We start from the raw sequence: 20,600 nt of genomic DNA, 5'->3' as shown, positions 1-20,600 counted from the left end.
CATGAATTTTTCTGATGCTTTTTCTTGGGTAAATATTTCCTTTCTCTTAGAAGGCTTATGGGTGACTTTGAAGGTCACCGGGATAACCATCCTTTTGAGCTTACTCTTAGGGACATTCTTAGGAGTCATTCGTTACCTCAAGCTCCCTTTTATAGCCAAGGGAGTAGGCTTAGTTGTTGATACCATCCGTAATTTACCCTTGCTATTAATTATATTTTTTACTTACTTTGCCTTACCACAAATCGGCCTACGCTTGAATATCTTTTGGGCAGCGGTGGCAGCGATGACCATCTTTGAGTCTTGCATGATTTCAGAAATCATTCGTGGTGGGATGAATGCCGTGCCTAAGGGGCAAATGGAGGCGGGGCTTTCAACTGGCTTCACCCGTGGTCAGGTGATTATTTTAATTATCCTACCCCAAGCGATCCGGTCCATGTTACCGTCCATTGTCAGTCAGCTGATTGCTCTCATTAAGGACACCAGCCTAGCAACGGTGATTTCCTTGCCAGAGCTGACCCATAATGCCCGGATTATCTATGGTCAGGAAACCTCTTATGTGATTCCAATTTTTGTGGCGATGACCTTCCTCTATTGGATCACCTGCTTCCTCCTATCACGCCTAGCTAAGCGGTTGAAATTTGCCGGATAAAATGACAAATAAAAACTCCTCAATGTTTGCTTTAGGACTCTGTTGATTTAGAGCCAGGGCGGCAATGAGGAGTTTTTTATTTGATATGGATTGGACTTTTAGTCGGTCTCGTTTTTTAAAGCTAATTGGGCTTCCTCAGGGAGGAGTTTAAAGGCAGTACCGAGCTCAAGTTCTTCAGGCAGGTAAAGCGAACCGATTCGAAAGCGTTGTAGGTAGATAACCTCTTTCCCGACCGCTTGAAACATGCGCTTGACCTGGTGATACTTGCCCTCTGTCAAGGTCACGGTGATTTCCGACCGGTTCTTGGCTGGATCAGTGGCTAAGATGTCTAGCTGACTAGGGGCACAGTGGTCGCCTTGGTCGATAGTTAACCCTTTAGCGAAAGCTTTGACATCCTCTTCAGTCACAATACCTTCAATCTCAGCATAGTATTCCTTGCTGACTAATTTCTTGGGTGAGAGGAGGTCATGGGCGAAGTCGCCGTCATTAGTCAGAAGGAGTAGGCCCTCGGTATCCTTATCTAAGCGCCCCACGGGAAAAGGTTGGTAAATTTCAACTTCGTTGGCTGGAAGGAAATCCGTCACAATCGATGTGGGACCGGGACGGGTAGTAGATAGACAATTTTGCGGTTTATTGAGCAGGTAGTAAATGTAGGGTTCATATCCGATCCATTGCCCGTCTAGACTAATGGTATCTGTCTCTTCGTCAATCTGCATTTCTGGTCGGCTGGCAATAGAATCGTTCACTGTAATCCGTTTGGCCTTGATTAACTTTTTGACTTCTTTACGGCTATAGAGGGTAAAATTAGCAATAAATTTATCTAAACGCATAGTGATGCTCCTTTATTAATGACTTTATGGCTGAAATTAATATTCCAGAGTTTTTAATTAAAAATGATTGTTCTTTGTTGTGACTGTCACACTCTATTTCTTTATTAGCTGTTTTTGTTTGCTATAATAAATATAGTTAATATTAAGAGAGGAAATAAACATGAAAGCTTATTCTTATCCCTTTCCCTTTGAATGTTCTAGTCAAGAGATTGCTGATGTGATTGCTTTATGGGTTGCCTTGGAGGCGGCTTATGAAGGCGGTATTGACCGCCAGGAGTTTCTCGACAAGTACAAGGGCTTTAAGAAAATTATACCAAGTAAGATGGAAGAAAAACAATTAGCCAAGGAATTTGCCCAAGCCTCAGGTTATGAACTCTATCCTACTGTGAAGAAAGCCCAGCAAGAATCCAGTAAAACAATAAAAATGGCTTAAAGTTTTTCGCCCTTTTAAGTCTAGCATAAAGAGTGTAGGGCAGGATTAAATGGAAACTATCTATATTAAAGGAGGTAATCTTTTGGATTTAAATAAACGTGCCCAATTGGTGAGACAGTGGATTTACCAAGCTGCTGATCAGATTCATGAAGGCTTGAAGAATCCCTTGATCGTTCAAACCAAGTCCAATCCTAAAGACCTAGTGACTAATCTCGATCAATCGACCGAAAAATTTATCCGTAGTCAGATTAAGGCCCACTTTCCTCAAGATAAGATCTTAGGTGAAGAGGGGGGACAAGGCCAGATTGACAGCTTGGAAGGACCAGTCTGGATCATTGATCCCATTGACGGGACCACAAATTTTGTCTGCCAGCATAACCACTTTGCTATTATGGTGGCCTTTGCCTTGGATGGGGATGTCCAACTTGGCGCCATCTATGATGTGATGAATGATGACTATTTTTCAGCTGTCAAGGGCCAAGGGATCCAACGCAATGGTCAAGTCTACCAAGTCCCTTATGACGACCTAGCTATCAGTGAGAGTCTGATCGCCCTTAACCGGCAAATCTTACTCGATGACCGCTACCATGCTAAAGACCTGGTCAGTCAGTCCTTAGGGATTCGCTACAACGGCAGTGCGGGTTTGGAAATTCTCAATGTCTTAAAAGGGGAATTGTCCCTATATGCCGCCTTAGCCCTCAAGCCTTGGGATTTAGCGGCAGGGGTGGCCCTAGTCAATGAAAGTCCTTTGAAACTGACCCAGCTCGATGGCCAAGCCCTTAATCTCATGCAAGCCAATGCTTCTGTGATTGCCTATCCTAGCGCCTATCAGACCTTCCGTGACCTCTATGAACGCTCAGTGCAGGAAGGCGATTAGGGGAGTCGCTCTTGTCCATCGACTGTTAACCAAACTTTTGCTTGACTGCAGTCGAACGGATAAATCCTAGTTTTTTCCCAACTGATAAAAAACTAGGATTTTAGACAGATGAGTGTTACAATGAATCGTCTGTAAAAACCAAAAGCATTAACAGAAAATCAAAACAAGTTCATTATTATTTTGTTTGGAGGAATTAAAATAATGGGAAATCGCAATGATATTCGTAACGTCGCAATTATTGCTCACGTTGACCACGGGAAGACAACGTTGGTGAACCAACTCTTAGAAGAATCAGATACACTGGATGAGCGTACCCAGCTGGCTGACCGTGCCATGGATTCCAATGCGATTGAACGTGAACGCGGAATTACTATCTTAGCTAAGAACACTGCGGTGAATTATAAGGGCACCCGGATTAACATCATGGACACTCCAGGCCACGCCGACTTCGGTGGTGAAGTGGAACGGATTATGACCATGGTGGATGGCGTGGTTTTAGTGGTGGACGCCTTTGAAGGGACCATGCCTCAAACCCGTTTCGTCCTCCAAAAGGCCTTTGAAGCGGGTAAACCAGCCGTGGTTGTGGTCAATAAAATTGATAAGCCTGCAGCCCGTCCCCTAGAAGTGGTTGACGAAGTCTTAGATCTCTTTATTGAACTGGGAGCCGATGAGAGTCAGATTGAATTTCCCGTCGTTTATGCTTCCGCTGTGAACGGGACTTCAAGTTTGGCTCCAGATCCTGAAAAACAAGAAAAGACCATGGATCCTCTCTTTGATAGTATTCTGGAAAACATTCCTGCTCCAGAAGATAATGAAGATGAACCCCTCCAATTCCAAGTCTGCATGCTCGATTATAATGACTATGTAGGTCGTATCGGAGTGGGCCGGGTCTTCCGTGGAACCATCCGAGTGGGCGATACCGTGACCTTAAACAAGTTAGACGGTAGTCAAAAGAACTTCCGGGTCACTAAATTATTCGGTTATCTCGGTTTAGACCGGATTGAAATCGATGAAGCCAAGGCCGGCGACATCATTGCCGTTTCTGGGATGGAAGACATCTACGTGGGTGAAACCGTGACCGATACTGAAGTTCAAGAAACCCTACCAGCCTTACACATCGATGAACCAACCCTACAAATGACCTTCTTAACCAACGACTCACCATTCGCTGGTCGTGAAGGGGATAAGGTGACCGCACGTAAGATTGAAGAACGGTTGAAATATGAACTTCACACCGATGTTTCCTTACGGGTTGAAGATACCGACCAACCAGACCAATGGGTCGTTTCTGGTCGTGGGGAACTCCACCTTTCCATCTTGATTGAAAATATGCGTCGCGAAGGCTTTGAACTTCAAGTATCGCGGCCAAAAGTTATCCGCAAGGTTATTGACGGAGTAGAATGCGAACCCTTTGAAGCCGTACAAATCGATACGCCAGAAGAATACCAAGGTGCCGTGATTCAATCCTTAAATGAACGCCATGGGACCATGCGTAATATGGAAAACACTGGACGGGGAACCGCGCGTTTAGAGTACTTAGTGCCTTCCCGGGGGATGATTGGTTACTCTACTGAATTTGTGCAAATGACCCATGGTTACGGGATCTTAAACCATACCTTTGAACAATACCAAGCTGTGATTAAGGAAGAAATCGGTGGCCGTCGTAATGGGGCCTTAGTATCTACCGAAACCGGTAAGGCTACCACTTATGGGATCATGCAGGTTGAAGACCGCGGAACCATCTTTGTTGAACCGGGGACCGAAGTATATGAAGGCATGATTGTTGGGGAGAATGCCCGTGAAGCGGACATTGACGTGAATATTGTTCGTTCTAAGAACTTAACTAACGTCCGTTCAGCAACCAAGGACCAAACCGCTACCATCAAGGCACCACGGATCCTAAACCTGGAACAATCGCTTGAATTTATGGATGACGATGAATACTGTGAAGTGACTCCAGAAAATGTTCGTCTCCGCAAACAAATCCTCAACAAGAGCGAACGGGCCCGTTACAACAAGCGTAAAAAGAAAAATGACTAAAGATGCTGATTGAAGCGGACTAGTCGAATAAAGGTTGAGACTTTTGTCTTGGCCTTTTTCTTTTGGTCTCATTATTTTTCATGTTAGCTATGCTATAATTGAAAAATAGGTCAGCATGTAATCTTTAATTTATAGAATATAATCAATGAGGAGCGTTTTGATGCGATTGATTCATTCAGCTAGTCAAGGCAAGGCTAGCCAAGCAAAATCCAATAAAAAAGTAAAAAGGCCAGAAAAAAAGCGAAGTTTTCCCATCCGATTTTTCAAAACTTTTCCTGGGGTTTAAACCAGCATATCCTGATTCCTAGTTTTCTCTTGCTGGTGCTCGGTCTGATTGGGGTCTTTTCGGCTTCCAGTTACCGGTCCCTTCAAGAAACCGGCTATGAATCGGCCACCACTTATATTGTCCGCCAGGTTGTTTTTGCCTTCATTGGGACAGTTGTTGGCTTGGTGACTTATCGTTTTAAGCCTGATTACTTCAGAAAACCTAAGTTCAGAAGTGGCTTGCTCTTAGTGATGACAGTCCTCCTCCTGGTGGTGCGTTTTTTGATGCCAGCCATTAACGGGGCCAAGGGCTGGATTATTTTGGGGCCGATTTCGATTCAACCGGTCGAATTTCTTAAGCCCGTGATGATTCTGCTCTGGGCCGACTACCTAGACCGCCACCGCTTGGCGATCTTGAATAAGGGCTTCTTTAAGACGGTGAAGGCCAACCTGGTCCTTCCTTTGGCCTTATTTTTCTGGCTGGGGCTGGTCCTCACTTTCCCAGATACTGGGGGAGTCCTCTTATTAGGCTTAATCTTAGGAGGCATGACCTTAGCTTCAGGAATTTCCAGTAAGTATACCCTCAGAACCCTGGGACTAGGCGCCTTAGCCTATGTCCTCGTGATAGGGTTTTTGAACCTCTTCGATTTTTCGGGTTCAGGGGACGTCAACTACCGGATCCAGCGCTTTATTTCCTTTACTGATCCCTTCAAAGTCGCCAAGAGCTCGGGACTGCAACTAGTCAACTCTTTCTATGCCTTAGCCATGGGGGGGTTACTGGGTCAAGGACCAGGCAACAGTATCCAAAAGACCGGCTACCTGCCTGAAGCCCATACCGACTTTATCATGGCGATCATCGGTGAAGAGTACGGCTTTATCGGCCTCTTTGTAATCTTGGCCCTTTATTTCTATCTCACCTTCTATATTTTCTACCGGGCCAAGAAAATTCAAAATAACTTCTACCAATTGGTCATGATTGGCGTGGGGTTCTATTTCCTCAGCCAGGCCATTGTCAACCTGGGAGGGATCACTGGTCTTATCCCCATTACCGGGGTTACCTTTCCCTTTATTTCCTACGGGGGTTCCTCAATCATGACAACTGGTATTATGGTAGGCTTGGCCCTAGCCATTGACTATCGTAACCGCCGGATGATGCTTGCTCAACAGCTTTCTTAATTTCTTGTGTTATAATGAGGCTATTATAACCGCTTTCATAGGCAAAGCTAATTCAAGCATTAACGGAGGGAATATTATGATTAAAAAAGTCTTAGTCGCCAACCGTGGCGAGATTGCTATTCGGGTCTTTCGGGCCTGCTATGAATTAGGCATTGAAACTGTGGCTATCTTCGCCCGTGAAGATGAAACCAGTGTCCACCGTTTTAAGGCTGATGAATCCTACCTGGTTGGCGCCGGCAAGAAACCTGTTGATGCCTATTTAGACATTGAAGATATTATCCGTATCGCTAAGGAAACCCAGGCTGATGCCATCCATCCCGGCTATGGCTTTCTCTCTGAAAATCAAGAATTTGCTAGTCGCTGCCGGGAAGAGGGGATTATCTTCATCGGACCAAATACCGATACCCTAGACATGTTTGGGGACAAGATTAAAGCCAAGGCTGCTGCCCATCAGGCAGGCATCCAAGAAGTTCCCGGGACTGAAGGGGATGTGGAATCGGTTGAAGAGGTCAAGGCCTTTGCCAAGGAGGTGGGTTATCCGATTATGGTCAAAGCTGCCCTAGGTGGCGGTGGCCGGGGGATGCGGGTAGTCCGCTCTGACGATGAAGTGGAAGAAGCCTATAAGACCGCTAAAAGTGAAGCCAAGACTGCCTTTGGTTCTGATGAAATTTATGCGGAAAAATACATTGAAAACCCTAAGCACATTGAAGTCCAAATCTTAGGCGACCAAGCCGGCAATGTGGTCCACCTATGGGAACGAGACTGTTCGATCCAGCGTCGCCACCAAAAAGTAGTGGAAATGGCGCCTTCCGTTTCCTTAGACCATGACTTAAGACTACGGATCTGTGAAGCCGCTCGGCAATTGATGGAAAATGTGGGCTATGTCAATGCGGGAACTGTCGAATTCCTGGTTTCTGGTGATGATTTCTACTTTATTGAGGTCAATCCCCGGGTCCAAGTGGAACACACGGTCAGTGAAGAAATTACCGGTATCGACATTGTCCAAGCTCAGATCCAAATCGCAGCAGGGAAGACTTTAGCAGAGATAGGAATTCCTAAGCAGGAAGAAATGCCCTTAATTGGCTATTCCATCCAATGTCGGATCACGACGGAAGACCCTGCCAACCATTTCTTCCCTGATACCGGGAAAATTAATACTTATCGGTCACCGGGGGGATTTGGTCTACGGTTAGACGCTGGAAATGGTTATACCAATACCGAGGTATCGCCTTATTATGATTCTCTCTTAACCAAGCTGGTTTCCCATTCCATGACCTTTGAAGATGCGGTGCGGAAGATGGCCCGGGGGCTACGGGAATACCGGATCCGGGGTGTCCACAATAATATTCCATTCCTAATGAATGTGCTCACCCATCCGACCTTTACCAGTGGCCAAGCCACCACCACCTTTATCGACAATACCCCCGAACTTTTCGACTTCCCTAAGGAGCGTAACCGCGACCGGGGTAATAAGATCCTCCAATATATTGGGGACACGACCGTCAATGGTTTCCCAGGCTTACAACAAAAAGATAAGCCCCACTACCGTCCGGCTCACATTCCTGACTTAGAAGCCGTTTCTTTAGACCGTCCGACCGCCAAACAGGTTCTCGACCAAGAAGGGGCCTCTGGCGTCCAGCGCTATATCCATGACAGCAAGGAAGTTCTCTTAACTGAAACCACCATGCGGGACGCCCACCAGAGTTTGATCGCGACCCGGATGCGGACCCGCGACATGCTCAAGGCGGCTAAACAAATGGAGGCGGCTAACCCAGCCATCTTCTCCCAAGAAGTCTGGGGCGGGGCGACCTTTGATACGGCCTACCGCTTCCTAACTGAAGATCCTTGGGTCCGCTTAGAAAAACTCCGCCAAGTCATGCCCAATACCTTACTGCAAATGCTCTTTAGAGGGTCCAATGCTGTGGGTTACACGGCCTATCCAGACAATGTGCTCCGGGCTTTCATTAAACAAGCAGCAGACACCGGAATTGATGTCTTTAGAATCTTTGACAGCTTGAACTGGTCCAAGCAAATTGAGCGTCCTCTGGAATTTGTCAAGGAAACTGGAAAGATTGCCGAAGCAGCCATGTGCTATACCGGGGATATCCTAGACCCTCACCGCAGCAAATATGATCTCAATTACTATGTCAACTTAGCCAAGGACCTCCAAACTATGGGCGCTGACATTATCGCCATTAAGGATATGGCAGGGCTCTTGAAACCACAAGCCGCTTATATCTTGATTTCTGAACTAAAAGACAAAATCGATGTGCCGATTCATCTCCATACCCATGACACCTCGGGTAACGGGATTATGATGTATTCCGAAGCCGTTCGGGCGGGCATTGATATTGTGGACGTGGCTACTTCAGCCTTTTCCTCGACCACCAGCCAACCAAGTATGACCAGTTTCTACTATGCCTTGGAACACAATGACCGTAAGCCAACGATTAATGTGAAGAACGCCCAAGCTATGAACCAATACTGGTCAAGTGTGCGGACCTATTATGAAGATTTCGCCTCGGGATTAAAAACCCCAGAAACCGAAATTTACCGGACCGAAATGCCAGGAGGCCAGTATACCAACCTCCAACAACAAGCCGCTTCAGTAGGCTTAGGGGACCGTTGGGAAGAGGTCAAGGTCATGTACCATGATGTCAACTTGCTCTTTGGTGACATCGTCAAGGTAACCCCATCATCCAAGGTGGTCGGTGACATGGCTCTCTTCATGGTTCAAAACGATCTATCTATTGAAGACTTCTATGAAAAGGGCAAGACTATCGACTTCCCTGATTCTGTGATTGAATTCTTCCAAGGCAAGCTGGGCCAACCGGCTGGCGGCTTCCCAGAAGATGTCCGCGACATCATCCTTAAAGGCGCTGATTATACTGAAGAACGCCCTGGAGCTTTACTGGAGCCCGTTGATTTCGACCAAGTCAAGGCAGAATTGACCGAAAAAATCGGCGATGATGTCGATAATAAAGACCTACTCGGCTATCTCATGTATCCTAAGGTCTTCACCGACTACCGGGAGAAGATAGCTCGTTACAGTGACATCTCCAATGTCGATACGCCTACCTTCTTCAATGGCATGCGGCAAGGCGAAACCATTACCGTTGAAATTGAAAAGGGCAAGGTCCTCCTGATTCGCCTAATTGAAATTGGGGAAGCCGACCACTCTGGTCAACGGATTATCTACTTCGACTTGAATGGTCAACGGCGGGAAATTGCCGTCCAAGACGCCCACTACACCAATGTGGTGGCTAGTCGTCCCAAGGCGGATACCAATAACCCTAACCACATTGCAGCAACCATGCCCGGGTCGATTCTCAAGGTAGAAATCAGTGAAGGCGACCATGTCAGCGCTGGCCAAGTGGTCCTAGTGACTGAAGCCATGAAGATGGAAACCACGATCAAGGCACCAAAAGCCGGCAGGGTCCGCCAAGTCACTGTCCAAGCAGGAGAACAAGTTGAAATTGGAGACCTACTCATTGAATTAGAAACTGAATAAGACAATAATAACTTCAAAGAAAGGAGCCTGGTGCCATGACCAATTCATATACACAACGGCAAGAACTCGTCGTCTGGTTGAATTCCACTCAAAAAACCCGGCAATTGAAACGCTATGGTTATCTTCACTACCTGAATAAGGAACGTAAATACGCCATCCTTTATGTCGATAAGGACCAGGTAGAAGAAGCTGTCGAGGGACTTAGGAAAGTCCGCCAAGTCATCAAAGTCACTGTCTCTCCCAAAGCGACCATTAACATGGATTTTACAGTGGCTTTAGACGGCGAAGAAGATCGCGCCAAAGTCATCAAGGAGTTTGAAGACTTTAACTATCCACCCAAATAAATAAGTTAACGTAGCAGAAAACCTGCTGCGTTTTTTAATTGTCTTGAAAATGAAAGTTAACGAAAAGCCAAACAAAGTTATAAAGAAACTTACAATGTCAGTGATGTTTACTCAATGATGACAATTGTCATGAAAATGTAATTTATTTAATGATTTCTATTGAAATATACAAATTGCCTGCTATGAATGGTTTTTATCGTGTCATATTTTAGTAATTTTATAAAATATGATTAAATTGTGAACTTTATGTGCTTTATTCATACAAAAAATAAAAATATCTGTTAAAATAAAATATATAAGGGAGAGCGGTGATAAAATTTTGCACGGTAATCACAGCTTATAAGAAAGCTGAAATTCTTTACTAGTGCACTGGCAAAGAAAGATAAATATTAAATATAACAATTACATATCGCAGTGTATCTATCACTCAATTTTGTAATGGGAGGTCAATAGATTATGAAAGACTTGAAAAAATTATTATTAGGCGCAGCGGCTACAACCGCAGCAGCTGGTGTGTTCTTTGCATCTGACGCTGCAGTTGCTAAAGCAGATGCATATGTAACTCCAGTTGATGCAGATGGAGTACCTACAAGCATTTCAGGAAAACCCGCAGTGAACGTAGATCAACCAACACAACCTGCAACTGAAGCTCCAGATGTACAACCTGTTGAAGAAGATAATTCTTCAAACTTATTTAAGCCAGGTGTAGATAAAGATGGGGTACCTACGAGCGTTTCAGGTAATGAAGCTGTTGAACAACCAGAAGAAGTAGTAGAAGAAGATCCATACGCATCACCATATGAATATGAAGCAGAAACCAAAGAAGCTGCTATCGAAATTGGTGAAGCTATGCTTAAACGTTCTGAATTAGAAGGAACTGCTTTAGCAGAAGTTAATAACCATGTTGATGCTGTTCAAACTGCTTCAGGTAAATGGACTCCACAATTCAGCTATGTAGAAAAAGAAGAAACTCCTGCTGAAGAAAATGAAAAACCAGCAGAAGACACCGAAAAAACCTTAGAAGATCTCTTTGATTTTAGCGGTTTAGCAGAAGAAGAAACTCCAGCAGAAGGCACTGAAAAGCCTGCTGAAGAAACTGAAAAAACCTTAGAAGATCTCTTTGACTTCAGTGGTTTAGTAGAAGAAGACCCAGAATTTGAATTTGATCCAGATCAAGCTTATGACAACTTAGCAGACGCTTTCGTAGCTGCAGAAACTGCAATCAAGAATGATCCAGTAAACAAAGGCTATGACATTCAAGTAGGTGCGGATGGTAAATATTACGTTCAACTACAAGTAGAAGCTAATACTGAATTAGAAGATCTATTCGACTTTAGCAAACTTGAAAAAGAAGATAAAGACGAAAAAGCTGAAGCAACTGAAAAAGATGGTAAGAAAGAAGATACCAAGGTTGTAGTAGCTAACGAAAAAGATCAAAAAGCTGATAAAGAAGCTAAAGCTGAAAAAGCTAACGCTCAATTACCAGCTACCGGTGTAGTTGCTGGTTCTGTTGCTGGCTTAGGTGCTGCTTTAGTAGCTGCTGGTTCAGCATTCGCTTTCCGTCGTCGTAAATAATTAACTAGCTCTTTAGAGGATAGTTAATAATATCTTAATTGCTTAAAAAGCGTGCAAAATATCATACTCTCCCTCTACTTAACCTTGGTGCTTCGGAGCCAAGGTTTTTTGTATTCTATAGGATCTAGGTGTTGATGAGAATTAAAAGTTCTTTATCAACATTTTTTTGCTTAAAATTTTAAAAATCATAAAAAGAAATAGAAATAAAGGATAGCATTGTTAAATTAATATTTCCGTAATTAAATTGTAAATTTTGTAAATATCAATTACAATCCTTATAAATACTACCTTTATTGTGTCAAAAATATGAAATATTAGCCAGAAAATGCTAAAAGTGTGAAGATTTTACGAAGTATAACTTGAATATAATTGAATATTTAATAAAATTAATTTATAGAGGGGGATAAAAAATTTACTTGCACGAAAGTTCAGCGATAAATACGTTGAAATTCTTTACTAGTGCACTGGCAAAGAAATATATGATTTTGTAATGGGAGGTCAATATTATGAAAGACTTGAAAAAATTATTATTAGGCGCAGCTGCTACCACTGCAGCAGCTGGTGTTTTATTCGCAGCTGACGCTTCTGTAGCTCACGCAGCAGACCCATTTGTAACACCAGTAGACGCAGATGGCGTACCTACAAACATTTCTGGTAAACCAGCTGTAAACGTAAAACCAGAAGCTACACCTGCAAAACCAGAAGTAAAACCTGTTGAAGAAAATAACTCATCAAACTTATTTAAACCAGGTTTAGACAAAGATGGTGTACCTTCAAACGTTTCTGGTAACCCTGCTGTAGCACAACCAGAAGAAAAATCTGTTGAAGATCCAAACCACTCACCATACGAATACGAAGCAGAAACCAAAAAAGCTGCTATCGAAATTGGTGAAGCAATGCTTAACCGTTCTAAATTAGAAGGTACCGCATTAGCACAAGTGAATAACCATGTAGATGCTGTCCAAACTGCTTCAGGTAAATGGACCCCAACTTTCAGCTACGTTGAAAAAGAAGAAAAACCTGCTAAAGAAGATAAAAAAGACGAAGTTAAGAAAGACGACACCAAGAAAGACGACAAGAACAAAGACAGCAAAGACAAGAAAGATAGCGAAGTTAACAAAGACAGCAAAGCTAAGAAAAACGATTCTAAGAAAGATGACAAGAAGAAATCTGACAAAGATTCTAAAGTTGTCGTAGCTAACGAAAAAGCTAAAAAAGACAACAAAGCTAAGAAAGAAGCTAAAGCTCAAAAAGCTAACGCTAAATTACCAGCTACTGGTGTAGTTGCTGGTTCTGTTGCTGGCTTAGGTGTTGCCTTAGTTGCTGCTGGTTCAGCACTTTCATTCCGTCGTCGTAAATAATTAACTAGACCTTAAGCGATAGTTAATAGTATCTAAATTGCTTAAATAAAAGTGCAAGATTATCTTACTCTCCCTCTAGCGGACCTTGGTGCTTTAGTACCAAGGTCTTTCTTTGTTTATAGCAGGGAAAAGGGCTATGAATCGGTCGTCTCTTAGCAAATGACTGTGCTATAATGAATAGCGAATTGAGAAGGGAAGTGGCAAGATGCGGATTATTGCCGGTGAATTTGGGGGAATCCCCCTACAAGCGGTGCCAGGATCGAATACCCGGCCCACGACAGATAAGATTAAGGAATCCATGTTTAATATTATTGGTCAATACCTAGATGGCGGGATTGTCCTTGACTTTTATGCGGGATCCGGAGCTCTGGGACTAGAAGCCCTATCGCGGGGAGCTGATGAGGTTTATGCTTTTGAACGTTTCCGTAAGGCACAAGAAACAATCGTTAAGAATGTGGCTAAGGCCCATCTTGAGGAGCGTTACCACTTATTGAAGGGGGACAACCAAAAGCAGTTGAAGTCTTTACGGAAGAAGGTTCCTGACTTACAATTTGACTGGGTTTTCTTAGATCCACCCTATAAGGGCCAACATTTAGAAGACTTGCTCCTTCAGTTCCAGGAAGAGGGCTGGCTCAGTGACCAAGTCACGGTGGTTTGTGAGTTGGATAGTCAAGATAACCTGCCTGACACCGTGGGAAATTTACACGCCTTTAAAAACGCAACCTATGGCCATACCCGGGTGGTTTGCTATCGTTTTGAAGCATAGGGCATTCAAGCTGATTTCATGAAATTGAAGTCAGCTTTTTTCGTTAACTGAGTCTTTCTTTACGGATGAATAAGTAGAGAAAGAGGTGTCGCTATGCAAGCATGGTGGGAAGAATTAAAGAGCTTATCTTTTGCAGAAATCATTGAAAACTATGGCAAATTACTGGTTGGAGCCTTGGTCGCTGGGCTTTTATTGGTGGCTGCTTTGTTTTATTTTGTTTTTGATCGGGTGCTTAGTCCAGCGGGTCAAGCTCCAGTAAGTGCAACAGCCCTGGTGGAATCAGTTGATCTAGAGGACAATAGCCAGTCGGAGACATTAGAGCTAGGGCAAGAAAATTCAGGTGAAGTGGAAAATGTAGAGGACCAGGGAGACGATCTAATCTATGTGGATGTCAAAGGGGCGGTCAAGTCGCCCGGCCTCTATCAAGTTCAGGCTGGGGACCGCGTCCTTGATGCTATTGATTTGGCGGGTGGGCTCAATGATCAAGCCGATTCTAAACGGATTAATCTCTCCCAGCGCCTCCAGGACCAGATGGTGGTCTATGTGCCGACCTTGGATGAAGAAGTGGGATCGGAAGACTTGATGGTTATAACTCCTGCTTTGTCTGGGGATGGCCCAACTGCAGGAAGTAGCCAGGGAGATAGTCAGAAGATCAATATCAATACTGCTGATGCCAGCCAACTCCAAGAAATATCGGGCATTGGGGAGAAGAAGGCGGCTGATATTATTCAATATCGGGAAAGTGAGGGGTCTTTTCAAACGATTGAGGAGATTACCGAAGTCTCTGGCATTGGTGACAAGACCTTTGAGAAGATCAAAGAACAAATTACTGTGAATTAAGATGAAGACGAAGATTTTTTGGTTAGCCTTGGGGGTTCTCTTACTGACAGCTCTCATGCTGGCACCTTCGCTATGGACCTTGATTTTCTACATCTGGTACTTGGGACGGGTGATTGCCTTAAAAGATAAAGGACTATTTAAGTGGATCTTAGTCACTCAGCTATTTATGGGACTTTATCTTTATCTCCTTAGTCAAAGGATGTCCCACTTTACCACTGGGGAGGCTGCTCTAACTTTAGAAGTGGCTATCGATAGCTTGAAGGTGGAAGGCGACTTAGTCCAATTTAGGGGTCAAGAAGTGGCAACTGGAGAAAAGTTTCAAGTCTTCTATTACATGAAATCTGAGGCTGAGCTGGCGGCTTGGCTAAATCAAGGGCGATCCTTTCAAGTCAGTCTCCTAGGCCGCTTAACCCCTCCCAGCGGCCAGCGTAATTTTCATGGTTTTGACTACCAAGCCTATTTAAGCCGGCAAGAGATTTATTGGGTCTTTGAGGTAGAGATGGTTCAGGAGCTGGTCGATTTACCCTATTGGTCTTATTTTTGGCCCAACCTTCGCCAGAGCATTTATTCCTATTTACAGGGCTTAGACTTAGGAATCTTGGCGGATTATTTCCAGGCCTTATTTCTGAATGATAAGTCAGGCATTGATCCTTCTGTCATGGCTACCTACCAGGAAATTGGGATTATTCATTTATTTTCCCTATCTGGTTTTCATGTCAACTATTTATTAGCCTTGTTGAAGCGGTCACTCCTCCGTTTAGGGGTCTTGGTAGAATACTACCAATGGATCGCCTTAGCTGTTTTAGTCCTTTATGGCTGTTTGTTAGGCTTGCCTTATGGGATGATCCGGGCCATTGGGTCTTATCTATACGCCTTTATTCAAAGAAAAACTGATCGACCTGTCGATCCCTGGGCTGGCCTCGCCTGGTCGGTAGTGTTTATCCTTCTCATCAATCCTCAGGCAATTTTTTCCTTAGGCTTTCAGTTGTCCTATGCCTTAACTGCCACCTTATTAATCATTAAACAAGCGCCGCCCTTTAAGCATGCTTGGCAGGAAGAGTTCATCTTCTCCCTGGCCTGTACTTTGGTCACCATTCCTTTTCTCATTGTCAGTCAGGCTGGTTTCTCTTGGTTAGTCCTGTGGGTGAATTACTTTTATTCCTGGCTGTTTTCCGTCTGCCTATTTCCTGGGCTCCTTTTGGTAGTGGGTTTAGGGATAGGAGGATTAGGTTGGCTAGTGCCTCTAGTGGCCTGGCCCCTGACCTGGGTGATCCTTCATCTAGAGAAGTTGTCGGTCTTTTTTAGTGACCTGCCCGGATTTTACTGGCTAACTGGCCATATGCCCTTTGTCTTTATCCTGCTTTATTGCTTGGTGCTCGCATATTGGTTAGACCGACAAGTCTTAGCCAAGAGGAAAGGGCGGGGCTGGTTGGCCTTGACTTTGGCTCTCTTAGGCTTATATCTTTTCCCATATTTATCCCCTCTAGGGCAAGTAGCTGTCTTAGATATTGGTCAAGGGGATTGTATCCTCGTCAAACCGCCGTTTTCTGCCTCGGCCTACCTGATTGACGCAGCTGGCAGACCCACTTTTCCAAAAGAAGACTGGCAAAAGCGGCCCAGGCGGACCTTGTTTGAAAGTCAGATCCAGCCTGCCTTAGCGGCTCAGGGGGTACGGAGCCTAGCAGGCCTATTCTTGACTCACGGCGACTTTGACCACTATGGGTCAGCACCTGAAATCATTGGTCAAATTCCGGTGGATATCCTCTATTTACCTGTTGGCATGCAGGAAGACCATAAATTTCTAACTACCTTGGATCAGGCGCTCAAAGCTAGTAAGAACACCCATATCCAAGTGGTCTGGCTCCAAGCCGGCCAAAGTCTGAGTCTCAGTCGGTCCATGGGCCTAGAGGTCTTGATGCCAGAAGAGGCAGGAGCAGGGGAAAACGAAGACTCCTTAGCCATGTTAGGGGCCATGGGTCCCTTGACTTTTCTCTTTACAGGGGATATTGACGGGGAGTCTGAGGCACAAATGGCAGAAAAGATAAAAAGCCCGATCGATGTCTTGAAGGTAGCCCACCATGGCTCTGACCATTCCAGCCCTAGTGATCTAATCGCCCAATGGCAACCCAGCTATGCCTTGATTTCAGTGGGAGAGAATAACCGCTACGGCCATCCCAGTGACCGGGTAGTCGATGATCTAGCTGCAGTCAAGGCGACAACTTTTCGCACTGATCGGGATGGGGCTATCCATTATTTTTACCTGGGAAGGCATTATGTTTTTAAGACGGTAAAAGCAGCGGGGGAAGAAGATTCTATTGGAGATTGACTTGTTTAATGACAAAGTCGGCCTTGTCAGTTATAATAGATGGGATGTGAGGAGGGGCGTCATGACTTTTCAAAGCACGATACAGAAAATAAAAGCAGGACAAGTGGATCCTATCTACCTCTTACTAGGGGAGGAGAAGTTTTTGATCCAAGAATTTGAAAATCAGTTAAGCCGAGCGGTCATTGGGGACCAAGAAGCGGTCAGTGATTTTAACTTTGTCCGCTTAGACTTAGAAGAACATTCCTTAGAAGAGGCCTTGGTAGAGGCCAATACCATTTCTTTTTTTCTGAGCCCAAGATTATTTGGTTGACCCAGCCGGCTTTTTTAAGTACAGAAAAAGGGAAGAAGGAGGAAAATACCCAAGCCCTGCTGGATTATATGGCTGAACCGGCTCCTGACGTGACCCTGGTGTTTGTCTGTGACTTTGAGAAACTCGACGGCCGCAAGAAGGTGGTTAAGCAGTTAAAAAAAGCCGCCAATCTGGTTGATGTTTCCTTGGCGGATGAGGCGACTACGACTAATTACATCAAGGACTATGTTAGAAATGCGGGCTACTTGATGGATCGCTCAGTCTTACAGCTCTTTTTGGAAAGAACCAATTATCAATTATCCAATGCCATGAATGAATTGGAGAAGCTCTTTCTCTTTGTGGGTCAGGAAGATCGAATTAGCAAGCACGATGTTGAGACCGTGGTGTCCCCTTCCTTGGATAATAATATCTTCCACTTGACTGACTATGTCATGGCCCACCGCTTGGAAGCGGCCTTGGACTTGTACCGGACCCTGATCCAGGAAAAACACCAGCCTATTGCGATTTTGGCCCTCTTAGAGGCTAACTTCCGTCTTTTTAGCCAGATTGCTCTTCTATCCCGTTCAGGTTATGACCAAGGGGCTATTGCTAAGTCTTTAGGGGCCCATCCTTACCGGGTCAAGATGAGTATGAAACAAATGCGCTCCTACGATGGCCAGCAATTATTGGCGGCCTACCAGGACTTGGTGGAGTTGGATTATGAGATTAAGTCAGGTCAGGTAGACCCTAACTTAGGCATTGAATGGTTTATCTTGCGCTTTGCGGCCTAATCAGAGGTAAAAAAATACACAAAAAAACACCGCTTCTTCAACGGCTTAGGCCAGTTAAGAGAAGCGGTGGCTTTTTTAATTACTTGTTTAATTTTTGAGCCATACGTGAATTAATACGGCTTGCTTTTTTCGCGTGGATTAAGTTCTTAGAAACTGCTTGGTCCACTAATTTTTGAGCATGTTGGTGTAATTCTTCGACGTTGTCTGCGCCTTCTTGGACAGCAGTTTCGAAACGTTTAATAGCGGTACGCATTTCGCTGACTTTTGCAGAGTTCACTGCAGCGTTCTTTTCGTTTTGACGTACGCGTTTAATAGCTGATGCAATGTTTGCCATGGAGTCCACCTCTTTCTTTTTTCGCTTTTTCAAGTGAACAGGTCACTAACATGAATATTATACAGAAATTTGACCAGGCTGGCAAGAGAAATTTTACTTAGTCATTGGAAGCTTAAAATAGGGTTTAGGTCCTAGTCGTGATAAACTAGATATGAGAAAAGAAAAAATGGAGTGAAGTATAGTGGACGGCAAGTTTGAATTAGTATCATCCTACCAACCTAGTGGGGACCAACCCCAAGCCATCAAAAAACTGGTTGAAGGGGTGGAAAATAACGATAAGGCTCAGGTCCTTTTGGGCGGTACCGGGACCGGGAAGACCTTTACCATGGCTAATGTTATTGCGGAGACCAACCGGCCGACCCTGGTCTTAGCCCATAATAAAACCTTAGCGGGGCAACTGTATTCAGAGCTCAAGGAATTCTTCCCCCATAACGCAGTCGAATACTTTGTTTCTTACTATGACTACTACCAACCGGAGGCCTATGTGCCTTCCAGCGATTCCTATATTGAAAAATCGGCCTCAGTCAATGATGAGATTGATAAGCTCCGCCACTCAGCCACCTCATCGATTTTGGAACGCCGGGATACCATCATTGTGGCTTCGGTGTCCTGTATCTACGGTTTAGTCGATCCAATGGAATATAAAAACCATGTGCTTTCTATCCGCCAAGGTCAAGAAGTTGACCGTAACGACTTTATGCGGCGTTTGGTGGATATGCAATATGAGCGTAATGACATTGAATTTCGCCGGGGAACTTTCCGAGTGCGCGGGGATGTGGTGGAAGTCTTCCTGCCTTCCCGCGATAGTGAAGCCATCCGGGTAGAGTTCTTTGGCGATGAAATTGATCGGATTCGTCAAGTTGATGTTTTGACCGGTGAAGTCAAAAATGACGTCAAACACTATCCCATCTATCCAGCCACTCACTTTGTGGTTGACTATAATAAGATGCAAAGAGCGGTTGACTCCATTGAGGCTGAACTAGAGGTCCAATTGAAGAAGTTTAATGACGAAGGCAAACTCCTAGAGGCCCAACGTCTGGAACAGAGAACTCGCTATGATATCGAAATGCTATTAGAAATGGGCTATTGTAACGGGATTGAGAACTATTCCCGCCATATGGACGGTCGGGCTCCGGGTCAACCCCCATATACCTTGCTGGATTTCTTCCCTGACGATTACCTACTCATGGTTGATGAATCCCACATGACCATGCCCCAAGTACGCGGCATGTACAACGGCGACAAGGCCAGGAAGGAACAGCTAGTGGATTATGGTTTCCGTCTGCCTAGTGCCTTAGACAACCGGCCTTTGAAATTAGCTGAATTTGAAGAACGGGTCAACCAAGCTATCTATGTTTCCGCTACCCCTGGAGATTATGAAATTGAGAAGTCTAATGGCGAAGTCGTGGAACAAATTATCCGGCCAACCGGTCTCTTAGACCCCAAAGTGGAAGTTCGCCCGATTAAGGGTCAAATTGATGACTTGATTAGTGAAATAAATGAGCGGGTAGATAGAGGTGACCGGGTCTTTGTCACCACTCTGACCAAAAAAATGTCCGAAGACCTGACCGATTACTTAGAAGAGGTCGGGATCAAGGTGAAATACCTACACTCGGATATTAAAACCCTCGAGCGGACCGAAATTATCCGTGACCTCCGCCTGGGCGTCTTCGATGTCCTGGTGGGGATTAACCTCCTGCGGGAAGGAATCGATGTGCCAGAAGTGTCTCTGGTGATTATCTTAGACGCGGACAAAGAAGGTTTCCTCCGTAATGAGCGGTCGCTGATCCAAACCATAGGCCGGGCTGCCCGTAATGAAAATGGCCATGTGATCATGTATGCTGATACTGTGACCGGGTCCATGCAGGCAGCCATTGATGAAACTGCTAGACGGCGGGCGATTCAAGAGGCTTATAATGAAGAACATCACATCACCCCAAAAACCATCCAAAAAGAAATTCGTGATTCCATCCGCATTACTACCGCAGTGAATAATGCAGAAGAAAATGAATCGCTCATGGATACCATCCGGGGCATGAACCGCAATGAAAAAGAAGAAGCTGTCCACAATGTGGAATTAGAAATGCGTCAAGCGGCTAAAGACCTGAACTTCGAAAAAGCGGCTGAATTGCGGGATATCATCTTAGAACTTAAGGCAGAATATAAGATTAAGTGATGTTGGTCAATTATATAA

General features: G+C 44.7%; 15 protein-coding genes and 1 pseudogene. 14 read left to right on the top strand and 2 right to left on the bottom strand.

The genetic code is table 11. The features are described 5' to 3' along the window. Position 1 precedes the first annotated feature (1 nt). Positions 2 to 649, top strand: a complete 648-nt coding sequence (locus tag HMPREF9243_RS07500) for an amino acid ABC transporter permease (protein ID WP_013670079.1) — start codon at positions 2 to 4, stop codon at positions 647 to 649. A gap of 98 nt (positions 650 to 747) precedes the next feature. On the opposite strand, the gene HMPREF9243_RS07495 is transcribed toward HMPREF9243_RS07500, so the two are convergent. Then, entirely contained in the window at positions 748 to 1,479 is a 732-nt protein-coding gene (locus tag HMPREF9243_RS07495; protein ID WP_013669072.1) for a pseudouridine synthase, read from the bottom strand. Between the two features lie 160 nt (positions 1,480 to 1,639). Between HMPREF9243_RS07495 and HMPREF9243_RS07490 the strand changes: the two genes are divergently transcribed. The 12 genes and pseudogenes from HMPREF9243_RS07490 (at position 1,640) to holA (ending at position 18,072) form a co-directional block, all read left to right on the top strand. After that, on the top strand, positions 1,640 to 1,912 hold the full coding sequence (locus HMPREF9243_RS07490) for a UPF0223 family protein (RefSeq protein WP_013669788.1): 273 nt from the start codon (positions 1,640 to 1,642) through the stop codon (positions 1,910 to 1,912). Between the two features lie 82 nt (positions 1,913 to 1,994). Beyond that, complete coding sequence (locus HMPREF9243_RS07485; RefSeq protein WP_013668848.1) at positions 1,995 to 2,789, top strand: inositol monophosphatase family protein; 795 nt, start codon at positions 1,995 to 1,997, stop codon at positions 2,787 to 2,789. Between the two features lie 201 nt (positions 2,790 to 2,990). Then, positions 2,991 to 4,829 (top strand): translational GTPase TypA, encoded by a 1,839-nt coding sequence (gene typA, locus HMPREF9243_RS07480; RefSeq protein ID WP_013669550.1) that lies wholly within the window; start codon positions 2,991 to 2,993, stop codon positions 4,827 to 4,829. Between the two features lie 315 nt (positions 4,830 to 5,144). Next, positions 5,145 to 6,269 carry an FtsW/RodA/SpoVE family cell cycle protein gene (locus HMPREF9243_RS07475; protein ID WP_013669939.1) on the top strand — a complete coding sequence of 375 codons (1,125 nt, stop codon included), beginning with the start codon at positions 5,145 to 5,147 and terminating at the stop codon, positions 6,267 to 6,269. Positions 6,270 to 6,348: 79 nt separating this feature from the next. Beyond that, positions 6,349 to 9,780 (top strand): pyruvate carboxylase, encoded by a 3,432-nt coding sequence (locus HMPREF9243_RS07470; protein ID WP_041706794.1) that lies wholly within the window; start codon positions 6,349 to 6,351, stop codon positions 9,778 to 9,780. A gap of 35 nt (positions 9,781 to 9,815) precedes the next feature. Then, on the top strand, positions 9,816 to 10,124 hold the full coding sequence (locus HMPREF9243_RS07465) for a YlbG family protein (protein ID WP_013669393.1): 309 nt from the start codon (positions 9,816 to 9,818) through the stop codon (positions 10,122 to 10,124). Positions 10,125 to 10,580: 456 nt separating this feature from the next. Further along, positions 10,581 to 11,699: a DUF5633 domain-containing protein gene (locus tag HMPREF9243_RS07460; RefSeq protein WP_013668637.1), complete on the top strand. Its 1,119-nt coding sequence runs from the start codon at positions 10,581 to 10,583 to the stop codon at positions 11,697 to 11,699. A 506-nt stretch (positions 11,700 to 12,205) separates the two neighbouring features. After that, positions 12,206 to 13,060, top strand: a complete 855-nt coding sequence (locus HMPREF9243_RS07455; RefSeq protein WP_013669668.1) for an LPXTG cell wall anchor domain-containing protein — start codon at positions 12,206 to 12,208, stop codon at positions 13,058 to 13,060. Between the two features lie 184 nt (positions 13,061 to 13,244). Continuing rightward, the gene (rsmD, locus tag HMPREF9243_RS07450) at positions 13,245 to 13,826 is read left to right on the top strand and encodes a 16S rRNA (guanine(966)-N(2))-methyltransferase RsmD (protein WP_267986273.1); all 582 of its coding nucleotides are present in this window, start codon (positions 13,245 to 13,247) and stop codon (positions 13,824 to 13,826) included. Positions 13,827 to 13,919: 93 nt separating this feature from the next. After that, positions 13,920 to 14,666 (top strand): helix-hairpin-helix domain-containing protein, encoded by a 747-nt coding sequence (locus HMPREF9243_RS07445; RefSeq protein WP_013669009.1) that lies wholly within the window; start codon positions 13,920 to 13,922, stop codon positions 14,664 to 14,666. 1 nt (position 14,667) lies between these two features. Beyond that, positions 14,668 to 16,992: a DNA internalization-related competence protein ComEC/Rec2 gene (locus tag HMPREF9243_RS07440; RefSeq protein WP_013669741.1), complete on the top strand. Its 2,325-nt coding sequence runs from the start codon at positions 14,668 to 14,670 to the stop codon at positions 16,990 to 16,992. A 61-nt stretch (positions 16,993 to 17,053) separates the two neighbouring features. After that, a pseudogene (holA, locus tag HMPREF9243_RS07430) lies at positions 17,054 to 18,072 on the top strand (DNA polymerase III subunit delta). A 79-nt stretch (positions 18,073 to 18,151) separates the two neighbouring features. Here the strand turns inward: holA and rpsT are convergent. Continuing rightward, complete coding sequence (gene rpsT / locus HMPREF9243_RS07425) at positions 18,152 to 18,406, bottom strand: 30S ribosomal protein S20 (protein WP_013669066.1); 255 nt, start codon at positions 18,404 to 18,406, stop codon at positions 18,152 to 18,154. 181 nt (positions 18,407 to 18,587) lie between these two features. Here rpsT and uvrB point away from each other — a divergent pair, with 181 nt between their 5' ends. After that, positions 18,588 to 20,582: an excinuclease ABC subunit UvrB gene (gene uvrB, locus HMPREF9243_RS07420; protein WP_013668746.1), complete on the top strand. Its 1,995-nt coding sequence runs from the start codon at positions 18,588 to 18,590 to the stop codon at positions 20,580 to 20,582. The last annotated feature ends 18 nt before the right edge of the window (positions 20,583 to 20,600 follow it).

It is taken from the genome of Aerococcus sp. Group 1 (genome assembly GCF_000193205.1).
Classification (GTDB): Bacteria; Bacillota; Bacilli; order Lactobacillales; family Aerococcaceae; genus Aerococcus; species Aerococcus urinae_A.
This window is presented reverse-complemented; position numbering and strand designations above follow the sequence as displayed.